General features: G+C 40.8%; 23 protein-coding genes. 4 read left to right on the forward strand and 19 right to left on the reverse strand.

The genetic code is table 11. The features are described 5' to 3' along the window. Positions 1–8 precede the first annotated feature (8 nt). Complete coding sequence (locus Q0A08_RS18970; protein ID WP_438463031.1) at positions 9–794, reverse strand: DUF6279 family lipoprotein; 786 nt, start codon at positions 792–794, stop codon at positions 9–11. Positions 795–913: 119 nt separating this feature from the next. On the opposite strand from Q0A08_RS18970, the gene dapB reads away from it, so the two are divergent. After that, positions 914–1,717 carry a 4-hydroxy-tetrahydrodipicolinate reductase gene (gene dapB, locus Q0A08_RS18975; RefSeq protein WP_438467670.1) on the forward strand — a complete coding sequence of 268 codons (804 nt, stop codon included), beginning with the start codon at positions 914–916 and terminating at the stop codon, positions 1,715–1,717. 92 nt (positions 1,718–1,809) lie between these two features. On the opposite strand, the gene Q0A08_RS18980 is transcribed toward dapB, so the two are convergent. From Q0A08_RS18980 to Q0A08_RS19065, 18 genes are all read right to left on the reverse strand, one after another. After that, entirely contained in the window at positions 1,810–3,348 is a 1,539-nt protein-coding gene (locus Q0A08_RS18980; protein ID WP_438463032.1) for a SulP family inorganic anion transporter, read from the reverse strand. A gap of 172 nt (positions 3,349–3,520) precedes the next feature. Continuing rightward, the gene (locus Q0A08_RS18985; protein WP_438463033.1) at positions 3,521–4,777 is read right to left on the reverse strand and encodes a GGDEF domain-containing protein; all 1,257 of its coding nucleotides are present in this window, start codon (positions 4,775–4,777) and stop codon (positions 3,521–3,523) included. 73 nt (positions 4,778–4,850) lie between these two features. After that, positions 4,851–5,378 (reverse strand): response regulator transcription factor, encoded by a 528-nt coding sequence (locus tag Q0A08_RS18990; protein WP_438463034.1) that lies wholly within the window; start codon positions 5,376–5,378, stop codon positions 4,851–4,853. Positions 5,379–5,404: 26 nt separating this feature from the next. Further along, entirely contained in the window at positions 5,405–6,649 is a 1,245-nt protein-coding gene (locus tag Q0A08_RS18995) for an ATP-binding protein (RefSeq protein WP_438463035.1), read from the reverse strand. Positions 6,650–6,849: 200 nt separating this feature from the next. Then, positions 6,850–8,061, reverse strand: coding sequence for a quaternary amine ABC transporter ATP-binding protein (locus Q0A08_RS19000; RefSeq protein ID WP_438463036.1), 1,212 nt, complete (start codon positions 8,059–8,061; stop codon positions 6,850–6,852). Beyond that, on the reverse strand, positions 8,054–8,953 hold the full coding sequence (locus Q0A08_RS19005) for an ABC transporter permease (RefSeq protein ID WP_438463037.1): 900 nt from the start codon (positions 8,951–8,953) through the stop codon (positions 8,054–8,056). The genes Q0A08_RS19000 and Q0A08_RS19005 overlap by 8 nt, the downstream gene beginning before the upstream one ends. 93 nt (positions 8,954–9,046) lie before the next feature. After that, positions 9,047–10,042, reverse strand: coding sequence for an ABC transporter substrate-binding protein (locus tag Q0A08_RS19010; RefSeq protein ID WP_438463038.1), 996 nt, complete (start codon positions 10,040–10,042; stop codon positions 9,047–9,049). Between the two features lie 221 nt (positions 10,043–10,263). After that, positions 10,264–10,743, reverse strand: a complete 480-nt coding sequence (locus tag Q0A08_RS19015) for a MarR family winged helix-turn-helix transcriptional regulator (protein WP_046017642.1) — start codon at positions 10,741–10,743, stop codon at positions 10,264–10,266. 525 nt (positions 10,744–11,268) lie between these two features. Next, the gene (locus Q0A08_RS19020) at positions 11,269–12,618 is read right to left on the reverse strand and encodes a sodium-dependent transporter (protein ID WP_438463039.1); all 1,350 of its coding nucleotides are present in this window, start codon (positions 12,616–12,618) and stop codon (positions 11,269–11,271) included. Positions 12,619–12,882: 264 nt separating this feature from the next. After that, positions 12,883–13,929, reverse strand: coding sequence for an Hpt domain-containing response regulator (locus Q0A08_RS19025; RefSeq protein WP_438463040.1), 1,047 nt, complete (start codon positions 13,927–13,929; stop codon positions 12,883–12,885). A 5-nt stretch (positions 13,930–13,934) separates the two neighbouring features. Further along, a complete protein-coding gene (locus tag Q0A08_RS19030; RefSeq protein ID WP_438463041.1) occupies positions 13,935–14,312 on the reverse strand; it encodes a response regulator in 378 nt (125 codons plus the stop codon). A 154-nt stretch (positions 14,313–14,466) separates the two neighbouring features. Further along, on the reverse strand, positions 14,467–15,048 hold the full coding sequence (locus Q0A08_RS19035) for a HupE/UreJ family protein (RefSeq protein ID WP_438463042.1): 582 nt from the start codon (positions 15,046–15,048) through the stop codon (positions 14,467–14,469). Positions 15,049–15,077: 29 nt separating this feature from the next. Next, the gene (gene ureG, locus Q0A08_RS19040; protein WP_438463043.1) at positions 15,078–15,728 is read right to left on the reverse strand and encodes an urease accessory protein UreG; all 651 of its coding nucleotides are present in this window, start codon (positions 15,726–15,728) and stop codon (positions 15,078–15,080) included. A gap of 33 nt (positions 15,729–15,761) precedes the next feature. After that, positions 15,762–16,433, reverse strand: a complete 672-nt coding sequence (locus tag Q0A08_RS19045; protein WP_438463044.1) for an urease accessory protein UreF — start codon at positions 16,431–16,433, stop codon at positions 15,762–15,764. After that, entirely contained in the window at positions 16,414–16,857 is a 444-nt protein-coding gene (gene ureE / locus Q0A08_RS19050) for an urease accessory protein UreE (protein ID WP_438463045.1), read from the reverse strand. The genes Q0A08_RS19045 and ureE overlap by 20 nt, the downstream gene beginning before the upstream one ends. Before the next feature lie 10 nt (positions 16,858–16,867). Then, positions 16,868–18,937 carry an urease subunit alpha gene (ureC, locus tag Q0A08_RS19055; protein WP_438463046.1) on the reverse strand — a complete coding sequence of 690 codons (2,070 nt, stop codon included), beginning with the start codon at positions 18,935–18,937 and terminating at the stop codon, positions 16,868–16,870. Between the two features lie 32 nt (positions 18,938–18,969). Further along, positions 18,970–19,272: an urease subunit gamma gene (locus Q0A08_RS19060; protein ID WP_046017634.1), complete on the reverse strand. Its 303-nt coding sequence runs from the start codon at positions 19,270–19,272 to the stop codon at positions 18,970–18,972. 13 nt (positions 19,273–19,285) lie between these two features. After that, positions 19,286–20,230 (reverse strand): urease accessory protein UreD, encoded by a 945-nt coding sequence (locus Q0A08_RS19065; RefSeq protein WP_438463047.1) that lies wholly within the window; start codon positions 20,228–20,230, stop codon positions 19,286–19,288. Between the two features lie 541 nt (positions 20,231–20,771). On the opposite strand from Q0A08_RS19065, the gene Q0A08_RS19070 reads away from it, so the two are divergent. From Q0A08_RS19070 to Q0A08_RS19080, 3 genes are all read left to right on the forward strand, one after another. Then, entirely contained in the window at positions 20,772–22,094 is a 1,323-nt protein-coding gene (locus tag Q0A08_RS19070) for a hypothetical protein (RefSeq protein WP_438463048.1), read from the forward strand. A gap of 279 nt (positions 22,095–22,373) precedes the next feature. Then, positions 22,374–23,720, forward strand: a complete 1,347-nt coding sequence (locus Q0A08_RS19075) for a hypothetical protein (protein ID WP_438463049.1) — start codon at positions 22,374–22,376, stop codon at positions 23,718–23,720. Between the two features lie 103 nt (positions 23,721–23,823). Next, positions 23,824–24,435 (forward strand): 3'-5' exonuclease, encoded by a 612-nt coding sequence (locus tag Q0A08_RS19080; RefSeq protein ID WP_438463050.1) that lies wholly within the window; start codon positions 23,824–23,826, stop codon positions 24,433–24,435. The last annotated feature ends 5 nt before the right edge of the window (positions 24,436–24,440 follow it).

Here is a 24,440-nt window from a genome sequence, read left to right on the forward strand (position 1 = left end):
GCATGGCATTAATTTGAAATGTCATCAAGCAAGGTTTGATATTCAGATAACTTGTCTAGAATTGATTCCCTTTGTTTATCATCTGCTAACCGCCAAATTTGCATCCATTCTTCTTTTTCTGAATAACTAGGTGAATCAGATGGCGTCAGTGTTGCTAATAGTATGGCTTTAATTTCTTTCGATCTTTGCTCAGGATCCATCTTAATTGCCCTATTAACGTTTTCTAACCACTCTTGATTTGCCGCACGCCAGATGGGGGTCTGTACCTTTCTCTTTTCGTTAATCTTAATTAGAACCTCAATTTGGTCAGGCCTTAAAGTGCCGTACCATTCTTCTAACTCTTCTTTCATTTCATTTATTTTTTCATCAGACGTGGGTGGTTTTTTATCTGAATTAATTTGTTCATCTAGTGCTTCGACTATTTGGACATATTGGCTATCAGATAGGCTATCGAGCAAGGGCGTTAAATTTGGACTTAGATAGAATCTTATCTTGCTTAAGAATAATCGAATCTGCTGACGATAATAATCCGCTCTTTGGTCCGTCATTGTCTGCTGAGCTATATCTTGTTTAAACTCTCGAAGGATCACTTTATATTTTTCGACTTCATTACTTCTATGCCAAGCAATAAAGTATTTGGTGGTTTGTGAAAGGTGTGATTTTTGTGATTTATTAAGGCTAACATAGTCAGACACATACCAGAGCACCACATAATCTAGGTTTTTATAGGCTGTGCTTCCTAGGCTGCAAGCTGTTAGGGTGACACTGAGAAATAGGATTAATAAGGTCTTCATGTTTGCTTTCCGTGGCTTTAACAGATACTCCTTATCTTATCCTAAATGCTGTCGGAAATAGCTGAGATTTTATTCTGTTTTTGTTATTGTTGGCGACATAATTAATGTGGGATAAAAAGATGATGCGAGTGGCAATTATTGGCGCTTCTGGGCGTATGGGTAAAAACTTAATTACGGCTGTGAATGATGCAGCAGGCTGTGTTGTTGGTGCTGCAATTGTTAAAACGGGTAGCAGCTTAGTGGGAACTGATGCCGGTGAAATCGCAGGTGTAGGAAAACTTAACGTCGCTATGGTTGACTCATTAGCCGCCTGTGTAAATGATTTTGATGTACTGATAGATTTCACTACACCAGCATTAACAATTGAAAATGCTCAGTTTTGCGCTGCTAATCAAAAAGCGATAGTGGTGGGTACAACTGGACTGACTGAGGATGAAAAAGCAGCACTTGATGAGTGTTCGAACCAAACTCAGGTGGTATTTGCACCAAACATGAGTGTTGGCGTTAACCTAACGCTTAAATTATTAGCTACGGCGGCTAAGATTTTAGGGGATGAGTATGATGTTGAGATTGTTGAAGCTCACCATAGACATAAGGTTGATTCTCCATCTGGCACTGCGATTAAAATGGGCGAAGTGGTTGCCGATGCACTGGGCCGTGATTTAAAAGAATGTGCGGTTTATGGCCGTGAAGGGCAAATTGGCCCGAGAACACAAAAAGAGATTGGCTTTGAAACGATTCGTGCCGGCGATGTTGTAGGTGATCACAGCGTTTGGTTTGCTACAGAAGGCGAACGTATCGAGATAGTGCATAAAGCAAGTAGCCGCATGACTTTTGCCAAGGGCGCTGTGAGAGCTGCTGAGTGGCTTAAAGGTAAGTCTGCAGGCATGTATGATATGCAAGATGTTCTCGACTTAAAATAGCCTCGCTATTTTCTTAGGTTAAAAGAATGTCATAAAAAAGGCCGTATTCAATGAATGCGGCCTTTTTAGTTTCTATGATTTACTTGTGGTGATTAGCCTAGTTTGTCTGAAGCAACTGCATAGCTTGGGTCTTCTATATAGTTAACCTCTACTAGGTTACCTGCTTTTTTAAGTAGTAGCTGACAATCACGACTTAGGTGTCTGATATGCAAGCGTTTACCTGCTTTTTCATATCTATCTGCTAAGGCATCAATGGCTTCTAAGCCAGAGTGGTCTGCAACACGAGAGTGTAAAAACTCAACTACGACATCGTCAGGATCACTCTTAGGGTCAAATAGCTCCATGAAGTTGCTAACTGAACCAAAGAATAATGGACCATCTAACTCGTAAACCTTCCAGCCATTCTCATCAAGGTAAGATTTGGTTTGAATATGCTTAGCGTGTTCCCATGCAAATACAAGGGCTGCCACGATTACACCAACAAAAACTGCAATGGCAAGGTCGGTAAAGACAGTCACAGCAGATACAAGCACAATGATGAAAGCATCTTGTTTTGGAATCTTTTTAATGATTCTAAAGCTAGACCATTCAAACGTACCGATAACCACCATGAACATAACACCAACAAGCGCCGCTAGCGGAATTTGTTCGATTAAGAAGGCACCAAATAAGATAAATAACATCAAGCCAACAGCGGCACTGATACCCGATAATCGGCCTCGTCCGCCTGAGTTAATGTTAATCATACTCTGGCCTATCATGGCGCAACCGCCCATCCCGCCAAAGAAACCTGTCACTATGTTTGCAGAACCTTGGGCAATACATTCTTTATTACCACGGCCACGAGTTTCAGTCATTTCATCAATTAGACGTAATGTTAATAGAGACTCAATCAAGCCAATTGCCGCTAAAATAAAGGCGTAAGGTGCTATGATAGCCAAGGTTTCAAGGTTGAAAGGCACCATAGGGATAGAGAAGCTTGGTAGCCCACCTGCAATAGATGCGTTGATATCACCTGTCATTGTTGCCACAAAATCAACCACGGTTCTTGCTTCTAAGTTCAAGAAAGTTGATAGGAAGGTAACAAATACAATTGCGGCTAATGATGAAGGAATCGCTGTCGTGAACTTAGGCAGGAAGTGAATAATCGCCATCGTTAATGCGACTAATCCTAGCATGATATAAAGCTCTGGCCCTTGCATCCATACTAGCGCGCCTTCAGCATCTGGCACTTTAAACTGGCCTAGTTGCGCTAAGAAAATCACAATTGCAAGGCCGTTAACGAAGCCTAGCATAACAGGGTAAGGTACGATTCGAATGAATTTACCTAAGTGTAATACCCCAGCAAGTACTTGAATTATCCCCATTAGGACAACGGTCGCGAACAAGTATTCAACCCCATGATTTGCAACTAAGGCTACCATGACAACGGCTAGTGCGCCTGTTGCACCAGAGATCATACCTGGACGACCTCCAAATGCAGCCGTAATAAAACCAACAATAGCTGCAGCGTATAGACCAACAAGTGGAGCAACACCGGCAACAAACGCAAATGCAACAGCCTCTGGGACTAGCGCAAGTGCAACCGTAAGACCCGATAATAAATCGTTCTTAATATTCGATTTAGACATTTAGTCAGAATCCTGATTGAGTTAGGAGGGAAGGGCGATGATTTTAGTTCAGTTTTTAGTCTGCTTCATCTAAAAATTCAATATTTTCGGAGAAAAACAGGTCGAAAACCTTCATCGTCGTAAATTTGGCGCAAGTTTATCAGATTGACATGAGTCATCCAAATGTCATTGCTTACTGGCGTAGTTGATGCCCGCCAACTTGTTTGCTTGCATACATGGCAATGTCCGCTTTATGCAGAATTGCTTCAGCGCTGTGCCCGCTTTCAGGCCAGTTAGCCATACCAACACTCACTTTAATATAGACCTGAATACCATTGATATCGACTGGCAGAGATAAGTTTTCGAGTAGGTTATCGGTTTGTTTTATTAAGTCTGACTTACTTGTCGCAATGACACAGAATTCATCGCCACCTACCCTAGCTAAAAAGCTTGATTCTAATTTTGCAAACGCTTGGTTAAGCTGTTGTGAAAATGTGATAAGAACCTGATCTCCAATATGGTGACCATGTTTGTCATTGATATTTTTAAAGCCATCTAAATCAAAAAAGAGTAATGAGAAAGGGCGTAGGGACTCTTGTTTGCAAAGCGTTTTAAGGTGTTCATTAAAGGATGAGCGATTATTTAGTTGAGTAACGGCATCAATATGAGCTTGTTGCCACATTTTAGTCTCATAGTTTTTACGTTCTGTGATATCAAGCGCTACGCCATCCCAGTGAACTTCCCCTTTCTTAATAGACGGTTGACCTGAAATGGATAACCAATAGGTTTCGCTTACAAGATTAGTTGCTTCAATATCAAAGTGGTAAGGCTGCATCGAGTGAGCTGATTTACGCATGACCTTAAGTAATTCTGGAAATGTTGTGACGTTGAATGAGTCGATTAATTCATGCACTCTTTGCTCTTGAGTTTTTTCTGCATTGGCGTAGATATGCTCTAAGCCATAGCTTAAAAAGTAAGTAAGAATAGAGCCTGATGAGGTTAGCTTTGACTGAAAGATCATGCCAGGTAAATTGTCTGCGACCCTTTGAAGTAACAGGGTTTTATCGTGTTCTTGTTGTTTTTTGAGTTGACGTTTCTGCTGTTCTACCTGATCTGATAAAGAGTTAAACGCAATCGCAAGTTGATAAAACTCTTTAGTGCGCAACGTCTCTAAAGGAATTTTATCCTTAGATTGATGTATGTTTTTTGCAACTTCAACAAAAGGTTGGACTGAACGATCTAAAGTAAATGCAAGCTTTTTGGCAATGAGAATATTGAACGCTATAAGCATGGCAATAAAAGCAAAATCGATCGTCAGAAAGGTATGCTCAAAATCTAGCGCTTTTGCTCTCACAATAAACCAAATAAATAGTGCTAAAGCGGGCAGACAAGATAAAAGAGAGACGCTAACTAATACTAGTTTCTGTAACGGAACTTGTGCTTTCGCCATTGTTTCTCTCTTACGTTTTCGAACTAGATCCTCACCATAGCTTCCTTAAAGTTTATGTGGGATTTAAATTCATTTAGTGTGTTGCTGGATGTTTCTGGAGTTTCCGTTGTAATGTGCGTCTATGCATTCCTAGAGCTCTGGCTGTTGCTGAAATATTGCCATTGTTTTCAGCCATGACACGGTGGATATGCTCCCACTCAAGACGATCAACGGATAAAGGTTTACTGGCTATGCTGACCTCTTCCGTATTATTACCAAGCAGAGCCCCATAAATATCATCTCCTGAAGCGGGTTTACATAAATAGTCTTGAGCGCCTCGTTTGATTGCTTCGACCGTTGTGGGAATACTGGCATAACCTGTTAAAACCACGACTTTTAAATCAGCCTGTATCTCAAGTAGTTTGGTTAAAATGGCAAGGCCAGATTCTTGTTCTAGTTTCAAGTCTAAGGTGGCATAGGTGAAGGCTTTCTCTTTTAAAGCAAGGCAAGCTTCTTCACCATTCATTGCTGTTGATACCTCTAGTCCGCGTCTTTCCATGGCGCGCTTTAATGTAGAAGTAAGTACTTCGTCATCGTCAATGATTAGCAGGTTTGTATTCATCTTATTAATTCGTTATCCAAACAGTCCTATGGCTTTTCAGCAAAAGGTATTGTTATACGGGTTAAAGTACCGCCTTCATCGACGGGGTAAAGCGCGACAGTGCCGCCGCGTCTTGCAACCGAGGCATTGGAAAGGAAAAAACCTATGCCCATGCCATCTTTCGTTGTTGTAAGCTGCTGTCCCAGACGCTCTAAAACTTGATTAGAAATCCCTGCGCCATGATCTTTGATAATGAGAATAAACTCTTCAAGATTCCACTTAGCTTTAATTTCAATCGAATTTGGGTTTGCATCGGCGGCATTATTTAATAAATTCAAAAATGCTTGGTCCAATGTCGGATCAACCCGGATATAAGGTGACTCACCTGATTTAACCTGATAATCAAGGCTGACATCGGGTCTTAAAATGCGCCATTTATCTAAAATTTTCTCCATGTAATGAGTCGCAACAGTAATGTCGTTATGCCAGTGCTCATTAATTCTCGCTTCTTCTGATAAGTTTCGAAGAATTTTTGTACAGTTATCTAGTTGGTTCTTTAATTGTAGAACATCTTGATGAGCTGTTTCGTTGTCTTTGATATCAACAATCAATTCTTCGATGATGAGCTTCATACTATTTAATGGCGTACCTAACTCATGAGCCGTCCCCGCGGCATGAGTTGCAATAGCTAATATTTGCTCGTCTTGTAGTAGGTGTTCACGGCTGTCGGATAGCCAATCTTGCTGACGTTTCATATAGCCAACAATATGGGTTATAAAGCCTGCAATGAAGATGCTACACATAACAAAGTTAAACCAAAGCGCAAAGTGATTCAGGTTTAATTTTTGGCTTTCTTCAGTAAACTCAGGTAGTGGAAGGTTATAAAGGCTTAAAAAGCTAAAGGCAATAATGGCACTAATCGCCACGCAAGCAACATAGCTTAAAGGTAAAACGACAGCGGCAATGCTTAAAGGGACAAGGAAGTAAAAGATAAAGGGGTTATCACTACCACCGCTTAAATAAAAGATGGCACTGAGCTCAACAATATCTAATAGAATTTGAAACAAGTATGACTTGTTTCCGGGTAATTCAGGGTTACGTAGTTGAACCCAAAGTATGCCATTGATTAAAGCATAGACAGCAATCACAGCTGCCATGAGAGCAGTATGTTCGACACTATCAAAATATAGAAAGATGACAAGGACGCAAGCGGCTTGTCCCATTATGGCAATGGCTCTTAATTGAAGTAAAACTCGCCAATTATGTCTTGGTTCTAATGCTGGATTATCCATAACTTCCCCTCGAGTAGACTTGCCTAGGTAGATAGGTTTGAGAGCTAACTTCGTGTTTCAATTAGGTTATTATAAGCGAAATATTTAGGAGATGAAGAATTAGTATTCAGTTCTTAAGAAAAGGGTGATATTTGAGAGAATAAATTGGTTTAACCAAGCTTGAGTTAGCACCATGCTAACCCAAACTGGCTATGACTAGATTAGGATTCTAGCACTTGAGCAATTTCTGATCTTGGAATCGTGCCAACTAGCTTACCGTCTTTACAAGTAACAGGTAGCGCAAAATTATGACTCAATGCTTCAGGAATAGCGGATTGCAAGGATTGTGTTGGCGATACACTTGGCACTTTGATTAAGAGTTCGTCACAGCAAATATCTGTATTGTTATCATTGGCCGCTGCTTGCTCTAGTTGAGAGCGAGTAACGACACCTTGATAGCCATCATTATTACTAACAAAGCCGTACTCTTGCTGGCTTGCGTTTAATGAGTTGATTGCAGACTCAACACTTTGAGACTCTAGTGTATTGTTAACATTTTGCATCAGAGTTTGCGTACTTAAAGCGCGAGCACGGTTAACGTCTTTAACAAAAGCCTCAACATAGTCATCAGCTGGATTTAGTAATATATCAACAGGCTTGCCGACTTGTGAAAGAATACCGTCTTTTAAGATGGCAATACGATCACCAATTCGTAACGCTTCATCTAAATCATGGGTGATAAAGATGATCGTCTTTTTCAGTTTCGCTTGTAGCTCAATCAATTGATCCTGCATTTCGCTACGGATCAGGGGATCAAGCGCCGAGAAAGCTTCATCCATCAAGAGGATTTCAGCATTAGTACATAAAGCTCTGGCAAGGCCAACCCTCTGTTGCTGACCACCTGATAGTTGCGCTGGGTATTGATCACCATAGCCGGCTAAACCTACGGTTTCTAACCACTGGCTTGCACTTGCTAAACGCTCTGTTTTATCAACGTTCTGAATGGCCAAACCATACGCAACATTATCAAGTACAGTGCGGTGTGGCATTAGGCCAAAGTGTTGGAATACCATAGACATTTTGTGACGACGAAATTGAATCAATTCATCATCCGAAAGCTTCATGATGTCTTCACCTTCAACTTTAATTTGCCCTTCTGTCGGGTCAATTAAGCGGTTGAAGTGTCGTATCATGGTCGATTTACCCGAGCCAGATAGGCCCATAATTACGAAAATCTCACCACGTTTTACATCTAAATTAATATCTCTTAGGCCGACCGTATGGCCTGTTTCAGCAAGCACTTCATCTTTACTTTTGCCTGCTTTAACCATAGGCAATACAGACTTAGCTTTGTTGCCAAATACTTGATACAAACCACTAATTTCGATCAGAGTTTCGTTGTCTTCTGTTGAGGCCTTATTTAAATCAGTCATTGTTCATGCCTCCTAGGTGTTTTTGAGTGCGTTTTGCATAAGTCTGGGATACTCGGTCAAATATGATTGCCAATGCGACAATGGCTAAACCATTGAATAAACCTAGGGTGAAGTATTGGTTAGTGATAGATTTTAGAACCGGTTGCCCAAGGCCTTTAACACCTATCATAGAAGCAACAACAACCATGGCAAGTGCCATCATAATGGTTTGGTTGATACCAGCCATAATAGTTGGCATCGCAAGAGGAAGCTGAATACCAAAGAGTCTTTGTTTAGCTGTAGCACCAAATGCAGTCGCCGCTTCAAGGGTTTCTTTATTAACTAAGCGTATGCCTAAGTTTGTAAGTCGAATAACAGGTGGTACCGCATATATGATTACCGCGATAACGCCTGGTATTTTACCTATACCTAATAGCATAACGACAGGAATGAGGTAAACGAATGCTGGCATCGTTTGCATGACGTCGAGTATGGGCGTCACAATAGCCTGCACTTTGTTAGAACGAGACATGAGTATGCCTGTTGGTATGCCTATACCAATGGAGAGTAGGGTACAGACAGTAATAATACTGAGTGTTCGCATAGTGTCGTCCCACATGCCTAATACGCCAATGGCTAATAGAGATGCAAGAACACCTGTGCAAAGTTTCCAAGAGCGACTAGCGCCATATACGATCGCAAGGATTACGCCTATGGTAAGCCACCAAGGTGACGCAATGAGAAGCTTTTCGAACCAAATTAAAAATGTAAGTAAAGGGTCGAAAAGGCTTTCAATCGTGTCGCCGTAGTTGCGAGAGAATTCCCTATAAGCACCATCGAGAGTTTTACGGATGGCAATCAGATCGCCACGTTCTAGTTGTGGAAACTTACTTAACCAAGAAGTATCTGACATAGTGAATGTCGCCTCGTTTATCTTGTTGCAAAAAAATCTATTTATAAACCCCTACCTAACCAAGTTAGATAGGGGGGACTTGCGTATGGAAGATTAGTTTAATGAAGCTTTAATCTTGTTAGCTACATCGGCAGATACCCATGTAGTCCACATTTCTTCATTGTTTTTAAGGAAGTACTCAGCTGCGATCTCACCATCTGCTTGGTTGTATTCCATCCAAGCTAACAATATATTCATTTTATTGTTGGTAAATGAACGTTTAGTGAAGTAATCATAAGCAGCAGGTTCACGGTTAGCGAAGTCTTCTGTTGTCATTGTCTTAACAGGTGCTGGTGGCCACATGCTTGGACGAGGATCAAGACAGTCTTCTTGTGTCAAACATGTTGTGAAGTGCTCTTCATCGATGCCTGAACCAAAGTCAACTTTAACCATTTCATATTTACCCAGTACGGCTGTTGGTGCCCAGTAGTAACCTAACCAACCTTGACCACGCTCATAGGCACGAGCAATCGAACCTGATAAACCAGCAGAAGAGCCTGGATCAATAATATCAAATCCTGCTTCTTCCATGCCTAAGGCAACATAAAGGTTGTTAGTTGAAATTTGGCAGTTCCAGCCAGCAGGGCAGCTATATAGAGCTCCTAGGCTATCGTCTTCAGGGTGTTTGAATAGTTGAGGATTTTTCAACACACCTTCAATGGTTGCTAATGAGCTGTCCATTTCTACTAGATACTTAGGTACCCAGAAACCTTCTTCACCACCGTCTGATAATGAGTTACCTGCAAAACGTAAACGCTTATCATCAACACCTTTTTGTAGGGCATCACGCATCGCGTTACTCCACATTTCTGGTGCTACATCAGGCTCGCCTTTTTCAATCATGGAAGCCCCTGTCGGCATAGTATCGCCAGGGATAAGCTCGATCTCGCAACCAAAACCCTCTTCGAGGATGTATTTATCAATATTCGCCATCAAAGAGGCTGAGTTCCAGTTCATATCAGCGATAGAGATCGCACCACATGAATCGGCAGCAAAACTTGCAGAACTTAATAAGACCATAGCTCCAGCGACAAAAGTTTGTTTATGCATAGAGGGGTACCTTTTTGTTTAATTGTTCTATTTAAGGAGATGATTAGTGTTCAAAACATTGAATAGTTTACATCTCTAATTATTAGTGCGCAAATTAATTCAGTAAACGGGCAAGACGTTGTTTGTTAAAGGTTAGTCGTGATTGGGTAAGTTTTGATCAAATAAAAAAAAGCCCTTAAAAATAAGGGCTTTTTTGTTGAGTCTAGAAAGGAGAGATGCTATTAAAAAGTATCGCTTGAAACTTCACTCAGTGGAGCTGTGTCGATATTTTCCGCATCCATCATACTGGCAATTCTTTGTAAGGTAGAAAGAATTTGGTTTTTTTCCCAACTTTCTAAGTCTTCAAAGCGGTCTATAAATTTTTCATTTAGAAGTGGTGGTGCATTGTCTAACATGCAGCGACCTTCTTCTGTTAGGCGCGCATTGACGATACGTTTATCTTTTTGTGCTCTAACACGCTCCACTAACACCCTGTCTTCTAAGCGATTAAGGATGGTTGTCACAGTCGCTTGGCTTAATGAGACATTATCGGAGATGCGTTTTACTGTTACATCTCCTAATTCATGAATAGCACTCAATACCATAATTTGAGGTATGGTTAGGCCGCACTTTTTAACAACCCGCTTGGATTGTAAATCAGTTGCTCTTATTACTCGGCGTAAGTTAATAAGCACATCATGTAATTGTTGTGAATCAGGCATAATTACTTTCTATACAGCTTAAGATGAGTGTTAAAAATAGTTCGCGGATTATAGGGTTTTGTGCGAACGGTGCAATAGGTTTTAGAACTAATAAAAGCATTCAATACTAATGATTAGATATCAAAATATTATAGTCGTAACTAAATTTATTCAAATGCGGATAAAATGTAAATAACATTTAATCATTCCTGCTAATTTAACTTGAGCTTTATACTAATTTTGTAAGCTAATCAGGCTATTAGGCCGATTAAAAAAATCCATTATCCATATAGCATTTTGTCTACTAGTATTAATTATTACAGGCATCGGCAGGAGTAAGTGATAATGGAATTAAAACGAACAGAGCAAGAAACCAAGCACGAAGGCTTCAGATTTTTAAATGGTTTAGTGGATGTGTTAATACAAAGCTATGAAAGCTATGCCATGAAATGATCCTGTATTTATACTATAGACATGGGCATTTTTTAGAAACAAAAAAGCCCCAAGCTTTTACAAGCTTGGGGCTTTAATATGTGTATCAGGTATTTATTTAAGGTTTAAAACAAATACGATACTTACTGCAATTGGCGCTACGAAGCGTACTGTAAACATCCATACTGTATGAAGGTTTTCAGAGATTGCTGTTTCTTCAAGGCTGACTTTCTTAGAAACAACCCAACCTGCAAATAGAGCAGTTAAGATACCACCTAGCGGTAACATGATATTAGCAGTTGCATAATCAAGTAGGTCAAACATGTTCTTACCAAACAGTTTGAACTCAGACCATTCGTTAAAGGCTAGTAGGCAAGAAATACCAATTGCCCACACGATTACACCAAGAATAATTGATGCTTTAACACGAGACCATTTTAGTTTTTCAACTAGGTAAGCAACTGTTGGCTCTAGTAGAGAGATAGCTGATGTCCATGCCGCTACACCCACTAACAAGAAGAACATGAAACCAAATATTTGGCCACCAGGCATTTGTCCGAAGGCAACTGGTAAGCTTACAAACATCAAACCTGGGCCTGCGCCTGGATCCATATTGTTAGCGAAGATGATTGGGAAGATAGCTAGACCCGCAATCAAAGCAACAACAGTATCAAGTACAGCTATGGTAATAACAGTACTACCAATAGAGGCTTTTTTCGGCATGTACGCACCGTATGCCATGATGGTACCCATACCTAGCGATAAGGTGAAGAAAGAGTGACCAAGGGCAATCAGAACAGCATCCCAAGACAACTCGCTCGCGTCAAAATGGAACATGAAGTCAAAACCTTCAGCGAAACCGTCCGTCGTTGCTGAGTAGCCAAGCAAGATAACAAGTAGTACAAACAATGCAGGCATTAAGATACGTGTTGCACGTTCTAGACCTTTATTTACACCACCAATTACAACCACAACTGTCATAATGGCAAACACTGTGTGCCAAAGTAGCATGGTTTTTGGATCGCCTAGTAAACCGTTAAAGATTTCACCGGCTTTATCAGAGCTTGCACCAACAAACTCACCACTTCCCATAAGGGCGATATAATGAAGAACCCAACCTGCTACAACAGAGTAGAAGGAGAAAATCATAACACCCGCTAGCATACCCATTAAGCCAAGAATAGACCACTTGGTAGACTTGTTAGCTTCTTGTGCTAGTTCAGTGATTGCATTGATTGGGCTTTTACGAGCGCGTCGGCCAATAAAAACTTCTGCCATCATGATAGGCACGCCCACCAGAAGAATACATACTAGGTACATAAGTACGAATGCGCCACCGCCATTCTCACCTGTGATGTAAGGGAATTTCCAGATATTACCTAGGCCAACAGCAGAACCTGTTGCTGCTAAAATAAAGATCCAACGGCTCGCCCATGTGCCGTGTATAGATTGTTTTTCTTGCATAGTTATCTCAACTTATTATCAGTTATCTCATTTTTATATATGAGTTTTTAAGGTTGCAGCAAATCAGCTAAAGCTAAAATCAAGGTGTGACATTCCCACATGACACGCTGTTTTTAGCACCCTTTATGGGGGGCTTAATGTGCAGGACGGCGATTATTTCAAAAACAACCTCTAATAAGCAACATCTATCTAGAGGATAGTGCTTAGTTTTTGAGCATTTGCAGAGAAAATGACGTTATATTCAGTATTTTAAGAAACTTTTGATCATTTTTTGTACTTTTTTAACAGTGCAGTTAATGTCTCTGTCAGTTCTGTGGGGATTATGTCAGGAGTAGCGTAGCAGGCTTGCTCTAATTGCCCTGCGGTTTGGGTAATATCGTGGAAACCAAAGTTGCCTCCACTACCTTTTAGTGCATGGGCTAGACGGGCTAACTCAGAGGAATTCTGTGCCTCTAACGCGGTATTAATATCGTCGATATATTGCGGCAGACTTTGTTGATAGGTATGAGTTAATGCATCTAGTTCAGCTGAGTCTATCTCAATGCTTTCCTGAGGACTTTGACTATCAAGATATTGCTCTAAAATCTCGTCCAATTTATGTCTATCGATAGGTTTAGCTAGCCAGGCATTAAAGCCTAAATCCAATAAGTGACTCACTTCATGATCAAACACTTGGGCAGTAAAAGCGATAATAGGCGTTTCGCAGGCGGTTGAGCGAATCAGTTCTAATGCTTCTATGCCATCCATTACGGGCATTTGAATATCGAGGAAAATTAAGTCAAATTCTTGCTCTAGCGTTGCTTGCAATGCAAGCTCACCATTTTCTGCTGTGCATACCTTATGACCCATTTTTTCTAACAATAATTGCATGATTTGGCGATTATCTGGGTTGTCATCGGCACAGAGTATGAGTTTATGGTTTTTGACTTCAGATAGGATATCTAAATTAAAGTTTAGCTCGATGCTTGTTTCACATTTTGTGATTGTAAGTGCATCTATAACTGCGCTGCTTTGTGTTAGCTTCTCCATGTTTTCGCCTTGCCAGATCGCGGCTGATAAATTTTCAATGCTAAGGCGTGTATGTTGTGAGGTGATTGACTGAAAATGGAGTTTGTTAGCAGTGACTGAATAGCTTTCTAAGTGTACTTGTATAATCGCAATGAAAAGCCTCTGCCAATCATCTCCCTGGGTGGTTTCACATAAGTTAAAAACACTTTGCCCACTTATGTCTAGTTCGATATCTGCACGTTTCGCTTTCTTGCTCAGACGTCTTTCGCATTTATCTAAAATCTCAAGAATCTTGCTTGCCATAAGGATTACTTCCTGCCATATTTTTTCAAAATAAAATCAATTTTATTCAGGGTAAAGGGTTTTACTAGAAAGGCTTTTGCACCGAGTTTTTTGGCTTTAACAATATTCTCTACCGTATTGTTAGCAGAAAACATGACGATGCTGGTGCTAGGAGAAAGCTGTAAAAACTTAGGAATAAGCGTGGTGCCTTGCTGATCTGGTAGGTCGATGTCGAGAAAAATGATATCAGGCCTTAAATAGGTCATAGTGCGAAGCGCTTGCTTGGCATCGGCTGCATCGTGGATTTCATAGGTGCCTAAATGATGCAGTGACTGTTTTAGAAACTGTCTAACCGAAGATACATCATCAACAATTAATATAGAGCTTTCAACTTTGCGATGCATACAGTGTCCTAAAAGGGGGCAGGTTTCGATATAAGTGCTTCAGTTTATCCATGAGGATAATGAACATTAGTTTAGCGAAAAAAAATCCATAATAATGCCTATAAACTTAGCATTATTATGGATTTATGGAGGATTTTCTGGTTTTACTTAAGTGTTAAGCGCCAATAGCAAGGAAAACACCAGATAAAGCAATCAAACTGCCTGTCATGCGAGAAACAATCTTTTGATTAAGTGGCTCAATCGCTTTATTGAAAGCAACGCCAATTAGGTGGAAGAAGATTGATGCGGCGGCAAATCCCATTGCAAAGCCTGTTGCATGTGCATCAGCAGGAAGTTCCATACCATGTGCTGCGCCGTGGAAAAAAGCGAATACAGCAACTAAACCACTGCTAAATACCAAAGGAAGGCGAGCAGAGAAGGCGAGTACTAACCCTAAAAAGATAACAGACGCTATGATGCCTTGTTCAATGTAAGGAATGCTCATACCGGCAATCGCTAAACTAAAACCAATAATCATGGTTGCAACAAAGGCAAAAGGCGCGGCAAAAATGGCTTTTCCACCTAAACGAGCACCCCAAAGGCCGACTGCAAACATGGCAATTAGATGATCAAAGCCCATCATAGGGTGTAGGAAGCCAGATATAAAAGGCATGCTAGCCTCATGGCCTGAGTGAGCAAAAGCGCCAGACGTTAAGCTGGCTAACGCAGCAACCACAAGAAAGTGACTCTTTCTCATTGGGAGATTCTCCATAATAAAGTGTTAAATTAGACCACAGCCTTGGCAGCGGGAATGGTTTTAGATTCTAACATGCCTAGCTGAATGATGAGTTGAATTATATCGTCTAAGCCTTCTGCTTTTTTCAAGTTGGCAAAAATGAAAGGCTTATCACCACGCATTCTTTTCGCATCTGTATCCATCACCTCTAATGAAGCGCCAACTAAAGGGGCTAAGTCTGTTTTGTTGATAATCAATAAGTCAGACTTGGTTATTCCTGGGCCGCCTTTGCGTGGGATTTTATCACCCGCAGAGACATCGATAACGTAAATAGTAAGGTCAGAAAGCTCTGGGCTAAAAGTCGCACTGAGGTTGTCTCCACCACTTTCAACAAAGACTAGATCAAGTTCGCCATGACGCTCCATTAAGGTATCTATGGCTGCTAGATTCATTGAAGCATCTTCTCGAATGGCTGTATGAGGACAACCGCCAGTTTCTACGCCAATAATTCTATCTGCGGATAGGGCTTCGTGATGAGTGAGGAATTTAGCATCTTCTTGGGTGTAAATATCATTGGTCACCACAGCGAGATCATAATGCTCTCGTAGAGCGCTACATAAAGACCTTAATAATGCCGTTTTTCCTGAACCTACCGGACCACCCACGCCAATTCTTAAGCATTGTTTGTTTGTTGCTGACATAGTCTTTCCTTTTAAATGTGTTAACTGGCTAATTTAGGATCTAAATAGCCTTGAATATTGTCGCTCATGTCGAGCGCTTAAAATGGCAAGCATAGGTAAGCCTGCCCCGATATCTTGTGTAGCAAGTGTCTGTGCATGATTGATTGCATCTGGGATATAAGCTTGCAGTTGGCCTAGTAAGACTTGTGCTTGGGTTTGTCCTAATGGCACAAGTTTAGTGGCGGCAGCAACTTGGTTTTCTAACCAAGACCAACTAAAGCCAAGTGCGGCAAGCTGATAATCTATTTGCCAATGGACACATGCGATAGCGAATAGGCTGACAAAGCTGACTTCATCGCCCCGATTAAAGTGAGTATCAATCTTAAGGCTAGTCAGTAAACGACCCAAGGCTTCGCCCATAGCCGTATCTGTGAGTCTTAATTCTTTGCTTTCACGACAAGCAAGGGATAATTGATTCAGCTCTAAAAGAGTGCGCCAGTCTTCAGTTTTTATCGCTTTCATTGCATGTTGTAAGACGGCCAAATCTAGCTGACTAACACTTTGCTCTAATTGTGTTTTGATCCAGTCATGTACTTGCTCTTGGTTTTTAACCAGACCTAAATCAATTGCGAACTCCATACCTTGAGAGAAAGCATAACCACCAACTGGCAGGCTGGCACTGCTTAATTGCAGTAACCTGAGTAAGCTAGTGTCCGTGGTGAGCATCTTTATAGGCTCCGGATTCAGGTACAAATATGACATGCTTTCGGCTTGTGTTAAGGCCAAGGTTTTGCAGCATTTCTTCCAGTACATGGTCTGGGCTAATGCGTAGCCACAGCTCACCAACTTCTATTTTGACGTGACGATTACCTAAGTGGTAACAGGCTTTACTAAAGGTAAGCCAGTCGTCACATCTTGCATGACAAACCTCTTCAACCATACCTTGCACCTGAATGTATTTACCGCATTCGGATTTTAAATATTCACCGACTTCTAAGGTCTTGCCTCTTTCTAAAAAAATACGAACTTCCTCGCCATTTTTGCCAAATAGTTTCAACCGTCCTTTTGTTCTTTGTTCATGGCTTAGTTCAACTTGAGTATGAAGTGGCTGGTGGCAATGAGTGCCTAGTCTTTGATAAATTTCTAACATGTTTAGTTCCTTAAAATAGGCAATAGAGTTGAGCCAATGGCAGCTCTTTAGCGGGTTCACAGGTAAGCAATTCAGTATCTGCTTTTACTTCATAGGTTTGTGAATCTACGCTAATGTTTGGCAACCAATCGTTTAATATCATGTCTTTTTTGGAAAGGTTACGGGTGTTTTTACAAGCAACTAATGAGCGATCTAATTGCAGTTCCTCTTGAATACCATTATCAAGTGCTGCTTGTGAGACAAAGGTGAGAGAAGTCTTAGCACTGGCTTTACCAAATGAACCAAACATAGGGCGATAATGCACAGGTTGAGGTGTCGGGATAGATGCATTCGGGTCGCCCATTGGTGCATTAGCAATCATGCCTCCCTTGATAATAAGAGAAGGTTTTATTCCAAAAAAAGCGGGTTTCCAGAATATCAAATCAGCCAGTTTTCCAGCTTCGATTGACCCCACTTCATGGGCAATACCATGAGTAATCGCTGGGTTTATTGTGTATTTAGCTATATAGCGTCTTGCTCTATAGTTATCAGCGCCCAGTTCTGAGTCTTCCTTTAAAAAACCAAATTGCTGTTTCATCTTGTGGGCGGTTTGCCATGTTCTGGTAACAACTTCACCCACTCGTCCCATTGCTTGGGAGTCGGATGAAATCATGCTGAATGCCCCTCTATCATGCAGAATATCTTCTGCTGCTATGGTCTCTTTGCGAATTCGAGAGTCTGCAAAGGCAACATCTTCAGCAATACTTGAATCAAGGTGGTGGCAAACCATCAGCATGTCTAAATGTTCATCAACCGTATTATGTGTATAAGGACGTGTTGGGTTGGTCGAAGAAGGTAGTACATTGGCATGAGCACAAGCTTGAATAATATCAGGTGCATGACCACCACCAGCTCCTTCTGTGTGATAAGTGTGAATGACTCTATTTTTAAAAGCGCCTAAGGTTGAATCAACAAAGCCTGATTCGTTTAAGGTGTCCGTGTGTATAGCCACTTGCACATCATATTTATCGGCAATGGTTAAACAGTTATCGATAGAGGCAGGTGTTGTGCCCCAGTCTTCATGAAGCTTAAGGCCACAAGCACCGGCTTTTAGTTGTTCTTCTAATGCATCGGGGAGGCTGGTGTTTCCTTTTCCTAAAAAGCCTAAATTCATCGGCATGTTATCGGTTGCTTGCAACATTTTATGCATGTTCCAAGCCCCAGGCGTTACTGTGGTGGCGTTGGTGCCAGTCGCTGGACCTGTACCGCCACCTATCATGGTGGTGACACCAGAGGTGAGAGCTTCTTCTATTTGTTGGGGGCAGATAAAGTGAATATGTGCATCTATACCGCCGGCGGTTAAAATAGAGCCTTCACCAGCGATGATTTCTGTTCCTGGGCCTATGTTGATAGTGACATCGTCTTGTATATCTGGGTTACCTGCTTTACCGACTTTATAAATACGGCCATCTTTCACTCCAACGTCAGCTTTTACTATCCCCCAGTAATCTAGTATCAAAGCATTGGTAATGACGAGATCAACACTATGCTCTCTTGTAACCTGACTTTGACCCATGCCATCTCGAATAACTTTACCACCACCAAACTTAACTTCGTCTCCATAAGTGGTTAGATCATTTTCAACTTGAATCCAGATATCGGTATTAGCTAGACGGACTTGGTCGCCAGTGGTTGGACCAAACATCTGAGCATAACTTTCTCTATCCATACTCGCTTCATGGTCGCTGGCATAGTCTTTTATTTGCTCATTCCCAAAGGTGTTTGAATGGCTTTCTGCAAGCGGTCCCATGATTTCGCCACGAAAGCCAAAAATAGTTTTACTGCCAGCATATTCAACTAGCTCTACACTTCTGGCTTGGCTTGGCTCAAACCTGACTGCTGTACCTGATGCAATATTCAGGCGATAACCTTTAGTCACCTCGCGATTAAAGGACAGTGCAGGGTTAACTTCATAAAAGTGATAGTGTGAGCCAATTTGTACCGGTCTATCGCCTGTGTTTTGTACTGTGATTTTTATTTTCTTACGGCCTTCATTTAGGATGATCTTGTCTTGACCGACTTTAATTTCACCTGGAATCATGTGTCCTCCTTTATGTGCAGTTAACAGCGCCGCTAATTGATGGGGTTATGTACAGTGACTAACTTGGTCCCATCCGGGAATGTCGCTTCAACCTGCACCTCTGGAATAAGCTCAATGACACCGTCCATCACTTGTTCTGCTGTTAATAAAGTTTTGCCAAAACTCATGAGCTGGGCAACGGTTTGTCCATCTCTTGCACCTTCAATGATCTCCATCGTGATGTAAGCCATGGCTTCTGGATAATTAAGTTTTAAACCTCGGTTAAGCCTGCGTTCTGCCAGTAAAGCTGCAGTAAAGACTAATAATTTATCTTTTTCTCTAGGAAGTAATTCCATCTTGTTATCCTTATTAAGTGGCCCAAATGCGAGGAATGCAGGCATCTCTGTTTAATAACAAAGGGCGTATTTTTTGCCAGCAGCTTAGAAAAAGTTGCTTAGCTTGTTCTGATGAGTCGCCAAGGTAACGAATTAATAAAAAGTCACCGGTTAAACTGACACTTGCCATGGCATGGCTCTCTATTTGGTTTAGCTGCTCACAATCTTGCTGTAATAGAGCAATAACCTTGTCTAAAGCGTCTGTGTTTTGTTGTTTGATTGCGCTATCCAAACAAGGGCCTGCCACCATAAGGGCATTAACGCTTTGTTTATTAAAACCTGCATGTTGGCTTAATAAATGAAATGAATTTTTGTTGATTAAGTTCTTTTCTCTGAACTTGATTTGGCCTTGTTGACGAATCTCGAATGTTTGACAGACTTGCCCGCTGCTAAAGGCTTGATCGCTTGCAGGGAGACCAAAGCAAGTGACTTCCCAGCCTATAAAGCGAGCGTTAGCAGCGAGATCAACGCGAGTCATGAGTTTGGTATTGGCTTCGGGGTAAAGAATGGTTTCCTGAGGTAACCATTCTAGGCTGGCATTTTCGCTAACATGGAAGAGATTGTTTTGTGACTGTAAGCTTTTATCTTGTCTGGCTCGATAAACTCGCCCTGCGCCAGGTGTTGTTAAAAGCAAGTGAGCATTTGCTTCTTGATGGCAGCTAAAATTTAGCGTGTCGCCAGACACTAAACCACCGGGTGGGTGCAGTATATAAAGGTGGGCGAGATCCTTTCCTTCAGGATAAAACGGCTTCTGTACATAAAGAGGGCCTTGATGTGCACAAGACTTTAAGGCTACACCTCGTTGGGTTAATGCCAATTTAAGGTCAAGAAAGGCATGCCACTGGCTGCTTTTTCCACTCACTTCAACTGCATTATCTTGATACTGAGTATCGTCTGTATTTACTAAGGTTAAACTCATTCAGCTGTAACTATCCTTGCGAAAGTAAATCGTTAGATAGGCTGTTATTAGCAATTAATATTCCAACATATATAAAACTTGAAATTTTTGTATCCTTGTTAGCGATAGCGAGTGTTTAGCGCACCAGGTTAGTGTTTTCAAATAAAACTGATTGAACATGTTTGTACTAATGGCGCTTTATTGGTGCACTTTATGGCTTGTGCTTAGGGAGAGGGGCGTTTGTGCTTTTTTTTAGTGCGGTAGGTGTTTGGTAGGCGAATTTAAGTGTTTTATTTACTTTTATATTTTTTAGACCTCTCAATGAGGTTAAAAAAGCGAATGTTTTTAAACGATTTTCTTTTAATTAATCATTATCTAATTAATGGATAACGATTCTTTTTATTTTTTGGCTAATTGCACTTTAAATCCACAAATCAGGCTTAGAGTCTGTTTCATTAAGAAAATGACACTGTGATGAAAACTGGTGTGAGTCGACCGTTCAATCTGTATATCTAGAGTGTGGTGTTTACGGTCAGAGCCCATTATTGAAGAGGAATGAATTATGCCAACTGCATTAGAACTGAAGCTTGAAGCATCCAAAGCGAAAACTTATAAAGGTAAAAAGTGGCATGTTGATATGTCTAATAATGATATTGATAAAGGCCTTACAGTTAAAGAAATTAAAGAGTTACTTAATTTAAAAGCTGAAATGAGAAGTGATGTTGTTAATAGGAAATCCGAGGCAATACAAAGATTAAATCAAACAAAATATTTGACTCAAGGTTACCCACTAATCAACCCTGCTTCATATTCTGAAGCGGTCAAAGCCTTGCAAGAAAAAATTAATGCTCATGATGGTAGCATTTGTAAAAAATTCTTAACTCTATTTGGTCCTTATACTGATATTGAAGCTGATCGTAAGATTCTGCAATTGCTAACTGATCCTAGTGCTATAAAGAACTTTGTTCCTAAAGAAACTAGGGCCCGTATGGCTAATCCTGCTAGCTTAACTTATACAGATAAAAGATTGATTGCGAACTCTAGATTTAAGTTAAAAAGCATTTTTATGCAGTTTGAAAAAATGAAAGTTGCGCAGGCTGAGTTGGTCTCACTGTCAAAGGATATTGCTGCTCAGTTTGATGGCAGAATATCTTGCCCTCCTGGTGCTTTTCAAGGATTAAAGAGCTTCTCTGGGTCTTTGGATAAAATTACCAATCGCGAAAGGTCCTCTGATTATGGGGATTTAAAAGATGTTGCGCGAATGACCGTAGAGTTTGATAATGAATTTGATATGAATATGGCACGTGTCAGATTAGAGGGCAGTGAAGAATTTAAGAAGTTAAAATCGTATAAAAAATCGCTTAAAAACCGATATGGTACCTCCCCATCTCAAGATAAACATAACTCTTCAGCTTTAGATTCTGGCTATCAGGATATTAAATTCTTTTTACAGTTAAGCAATGGCATTATTGGAGAGCTTCAATTAAATACAAAAGGTATGTTAATTGCCAAAGAGAAAGAGCATCTCATTTATGATTTAACAAGAGCTGGAAAATTGGACGAGGGGACAGGCAGTATTGTTATTTCAACCCCAGCGGTACTTAAGCACGTTGTAGAGAAACTTGATAAGAGTTGGTTTGACTTTATTAAAGTAAGAACCTTTGGAATTGAAGCCGAACTAGGCATAATGCAAGCAATGATGAAGAAAATGTCCAATTCATTAACTAGCTTTACAATTAATAAGAAAGAGTTAGAAGCAATGAATATAGTGAGCACAAGAATGTATGCCATTATAGGTAAAGGTGAAAAGCCGCCTAGCTCAGATGCCAAGAAACCAAGCTCAGCATCAATGTATGTTAAAGTATCGAGCTATTTTTTCCCCTAGCTCTTAAAGTGATTAACTGCCAAAGGTCAAATATACTTTTGACAGTTAATCACTTGTTAAATTTCTACATCCTAGTTACAAAACTCTTTAGTTAAACTTCTGCTTCCCTAGTCAACTGCACATTTAATCCATAAACTTCTAATACAATGAAAATGGGCAAGTTTATCAAGCTTTCTAATAGCTTAGTCCAGTGCTTAATAGAGACAATCTAGCCAGATTTAGTCAGATTTAATTCAAGGATTGCAGGTGACTGTGAGTGAGTAATAAGGGCAGCCAATTATGACAATTACCAGTAGTGTATTGGCCTCGCAAAAAGAGGACGCGCTACAGCAGAAGCTAAATGCTTCCATGCGAAAAAAATACTCTGGGCAAAGGGCATATTTGCAAAAAAAGTCCCCTGAGGAATTGATTAAACAGTCATTAAGATTGGATGAAATCGAAGTGGCTGCACGTAAAAGTCATGGCAAAGTAATGAAGCGTTTAGATTTAAGTGCCCACCTCAGTCAGGGTTACCCTTTACTTAATCAAGATGCTTATGCTTCAGCAGTTAAAATGCTGCAAGAAAAGATCCGTGGTCATGATAATAGTGTTTGTGCCAGGTGGCTGTCTTTATTTGGCCCTCAAGTGGATATTGAAGCAGATCGAAAAATTCTGATTATGCTGACGGACCCAAGTGCCATTGAAAATTATGTGCCAGATGAAACCCGCAAGCGATTACAAGAAGGTTACGCGCTTACTAGCCGTGATAGGCGTTATGTGGCCAATACTAAGTTCAAAATGAAGTCTCTTTTTATGCAATTTGAGCGAATGAAGTTAGCACAGGCTCAGCTTGTCTCTTTATCCAAAGATCTCGCTGCTGAGTTTCACGGTCGTATTTCCTGTCCACCAGGTGCGTTTCAAGGACTTAAAAGTTTTAATGGCGCACTTGATAAAATTACCAATCGAGAAAGAGAGTCTGACTTTGGCGACCTAAAAGATATCGCCAGAATGACGGTCGAATTTGATAATGAATTTGATATGAATATGGCCCGTCAAAAGGTAGAAGGCAGTGATGAATTTAAAAAAATTCGACAATATGCCAAATCTCTAAAGAACCGTTATGGAACTTCATCAGGTGGTGATGAAAGTGACCCTCATAATTCCGGCGCACTTAAATCGGGTTATCAAGATGTTAAGTTCTTCCTTCCCATGGACAACGGCATCATAGGTGAACTCCAGTTGAATACTAAAGGTATGCTGGTGGCTAAAGAAAAAGAGCATTTAATTTATGACTTAATGCGAGCTGCACCTAAAGGCACTCTTAATGGTGCTGGGTTTACCGTTAATAATCCCGAGGTACTAAAGCCAGTAATGAACAAGATGAATGAGGATTGGTTTAAGTTTGTCGGTACTAAGGCGCCTATGACACGACAATACCTAATCACTATGCGCATCATGATAGCAAGACTTGTTAAAAATCAGGGTCGTTCCCTGACAATTACTAAAGCTGAGGTTGCCGCTATGAGTGCCGTAAGCAAGCTTATGTACGCGCAGATTGGTAAGGGCCATCAAATTACCAAGCAAGGTATAACCCCGCCTGAATCTATCTCTATGTATCGACGTATTTGTAATTACTTCTTCTCTTAAATCGGCTTTAAATCTCCAACATAGTTTGGTCTTTAATTGACTAAGTCTGTTAGGCTAGTGATTTTTGAATAGCGAGACCGAATGGCTTGCTTATGAGGGCTAAATGCGCGCAGATACACTTGTCATTCTAGATTTTGAAACCACTGGTTTGTCGCCCGATCAGGGTGACAGAGCCATTGAAATTGGTGCGGTAAAGCTGTCTGAGGGACAGGTCGTCGCTGAGTTTCAAGCACTGATGAATCCAGGCTTTAGGGTGAGTTCTTTTATTGAAGACTATACGGGTATTAGTAACCGTCTTTTGTCTCAGGCGGCGCCATGTGCTGAGGTTATGAGTGACTTCACAGACTTCATTGGCAAGGATAACCTCATTGCTCATAACGCTTCATTTGACCGTCGTTTTTTAGACGCAGAACTCGCACGATTATCTTTAGACTATCAAGGTGAGTTTGCTTGCTCATTATTATTAGCTCGACGAATTTTTCAAGACGCACCTAATCATAAATTGGGAAGCTTGGTGGGTTTCGCTAATATTCCGGTTGAAGGTGACTTTCACCGAGCCTTATATGATGCGCAAATGACAGCCAAAGTTTGGCTGGCGATGCTTGAAAGTATTGGTGAACGCTATGGCTTATTCGATTTGAGTTTTGAGCAAATACAGTTACTTTGTAAGACGTCTAAAAAGGATATTCATAAGAAGTTAAATAGCTGGCGTTAAGCCGC

The sequence above is a fragment of the Marinomonas sp. PE14-40 genome (assembly GCF_051623805.1).
Lineage (GTDB): Bacteria > Pseudomonadota > Gammaproteobacteria > Pseudomonadales > Marinomonadaceae > Marinomonas.